Source organism: Oligoflexus sp. (genome assembly GCF_035638955.1).
In the GTDB taxonomy this organism is placed as follows: domain Bacteria; phylum Bdellovibrionota_B; class Oligoflexia; order Oligoflexales; family Oligoflexaceae; genus Oligoflexus.
In genome coordinates, this window is record NZ_DASQYZ010000367.1 from 1 (window position 1) to 2,384 (window position 2,384).

General features: G+C 48.4%; 3 protein-coding genes. 2 read left to right on the top strand and 1 reads right to left on the bottom strand.

The features are described from left to right. On the bottom strand, positions 1-191 hold a 191-nt coding region (locus VE954_RS32105), incomplete at its 3' end, for a hypothetical protein (protein ID WP_324960712.1). Positions 192-581: 390 nt separating this feature from the next. Between VE954_RS32105 and VE954_RS32110 the strand changes: the two genes are divergently transcribed. Together VE954_RS32110 and VE954_RS32115 are read left to right on the top strand one after the other, a co-directional pair. Beyond that, positions 582-920 carry a hypothetical protein gene (locus VE954_RS32110; protein ID WP_324960714.1) on the top strand — a complete coding sequence of 113 codons (339 nt, stop codon included), beginning with the start codon at positions 582-584 and terminating at the stop codon, positions 918-920. 374 nt (positions 921-1,294) lie between these two features. Further along, positions 1,295-2,218: a YrhB domain-containing protein gene (locus VE954_RS32115; RefSeq protein ID WP_324960716.1), complete on the top strand. Its 924-nt coding sequence runs from the start codon at positions 1,295-1,297 to the stop codon at positions 2,216-2,218. The last annotated feature ends 166 nt before the right edge of the window (positions 2,219-2,384 follow it).

Consider the following 2,384-nt stretch of genomic DNA (forward strand, 5'->3'; position numbering starts at 1 on the left):
AACACGGAAAGCCGAGTCAGGTTTATTGCTACAAGAATTTGCAGGGTCAGACTATCGGTTTTGTTGCACGATATGACACACCCGATCGGGAGCGTAAAAAGGATTTCTGTCCAGTTTCCTTCACACATGATGCTCAGGGAAACCCGCTGATCGGTATATGCAGGATCTCTGCGCACCAAATATGCGATCAAGCGCCACCCCTATGCAGCTGGCGAGCACCTGCAGCCTTAAATTGTCAAAGCTTCTCGGAGCCGGCAATTTACGGACGCTGTTATCGGCTCTCAGGAACCTCGACCATCAAACCCAGATACCACAAGCCTCACATCTGGTGAATGACGCTAATATCGGTAATGCGCGCATGGCGTCTGCTCATATCCTGCTGAGTGTGCGATACGTCACATGCTCTCAACCACTGGTTGAACGCATCCCCTCCTTACCGAAGCAACAAAAGATAGAGGAGCATAGTTCTGGCCCGTGATACTCTACCCACCAAATTGAAGGGAGGAGCACGAGAGATGATGACTTCTGATGTGGCGGCGCTAACCCTTTGAAGGCCCGTATCTGCGGTCCTGCAGGAATTTATGGAGCCGCTTATCAATGAGTGGCACCATGCCGGCGGGAAAAGCGTCGAGGAACTCAATAAACTGCTCGAGACTCCCTGGACGATCTGGAATGCCGTCGTTTATCACGACTGCTATCCGGATGACGATCGTCACAATTTGCTCGCAGGTATGCGTTCGCGAATCCCTGCGGAAGCTGATGAAATACGAGCACTCCTGGAATTCTTCATTGCCCGCAAGAGGGAGGAGTTTGATGAGTATAGATATCTCTTTCGTGATTGCTCCTTCCAGATAGGAAAAGCCGGCGATCTTGTGTTTCGCGCTGAGATCTGTCTGCCTAACAAGGCGGCTGGCGCGTAGCCTATATGCGCAGGGCATAGTCCATTTCCCATTACCGAGCTCTTGTCGCCACTGCGGTAGCAAAAGTTCCGCAGTCTTGTCGCATGGCAAGCGCATGTCAGCACTGCGGTCACGGCCCGACCGTAGTTGTTGCGCATCTCCCGAGCACCCGCAGTGATGGAATGGAAAAATAAAAAAACGAAACAACGATGAATCAGGATTGTGCGACTCCTACCGCGATCATTTTTAGCTTTTCAGTGCGTTATTATTGCTGTATGCACAGTGTCTATGCCGCGACATTGTACAGGTCATTTGTGTACTAAAACCGGTCGTCGAGCTCAAAGTGCAGTAAATAGTAACCCAGCATATACTCCATCTGGGAATTGGAGGATTAAGTGGCCTATACCTATGAAGAAGCAAAAATGCTTGTGTACGACAAATGCTTGAGAAAAAACGGTGATAACACCGAGGCAGTTGTTTTTGACGATTTGACTTCGGAAACAACCTTTGGGTGGTCGTTTTACTATAATAATGCCACCTTCCACCGGACCAGAGAAGTTAGGGATGCTTGGGCGGGACCGGGCCCCGTTCTCTTCAATAAGGAAACAGGCGAAATTAGGGTATTTGGTTCTGGCGGAAATGAACTTGAGCTCATTGAAGATTACGAATTTGAACTCAAGGCTAGGAAATCGAATTCTGAATGGGGCATCGAACTGGACAGCCATGATGCCAAGCTCACTGCTTTGAAGCTGCGGCGAATATTTGAGCTGGATGGTAAAGAAGCTTTGGCTCTGGCGAAGAAGTGGTCTCCTTACTTCTTCATAGGAAAAAAGAGGGATCTTGAATCAATTCGAGAAACTCTTGTTCAGAATGACTTAAATGCCCGCACTGTTCTTTTCGAGAAAGACCGTGCCCATCAGAATTGCGTCGTATGGAAAAGTGCCGATTCCTTGCACGATGGGTATATTCGATCCCTTCGAACCTTGCAACCTTCTGAAGCGTATGCACGAAAAGATCTGGATCGCAATGAGGTCTTCATCGAAGGCGTTCTAACTATAGTGAATGGCACGCCCGTTGTAATAAGTCGGGGGTCTGCGGATCGCTATATAAGCCTTAGACAAAAAGAAATGATTGCCAAGATCCAGGAGATCGGAAACGGTCTGGTCAAAGATCTAAGTCAATTCATGATTGCGTTCAAAGGTACCATCTGGCTTCGAGAGGACCAAATTGAAGTTGGTGAAATAAGTAGCTTCCAACTTAGGCATTCAGTTCACGGCTATGGAGTATATGCATTCGTTTCAAGATCGAAAGGTCGGTAGAAAGGGATGTGCCTTTCCGCATTGTGAAAGCTAGGTACCTAAGCAAAAGTCTTTGATCACTTTGCAACTTGATAGTAGGGTCAACGGCGATCGGAGGGATTGCCAGTGGCCACAATTGAATTATCGCCGTATGAGCGCCGTAAACTCCGCGAGGTTTTGCGCAGAG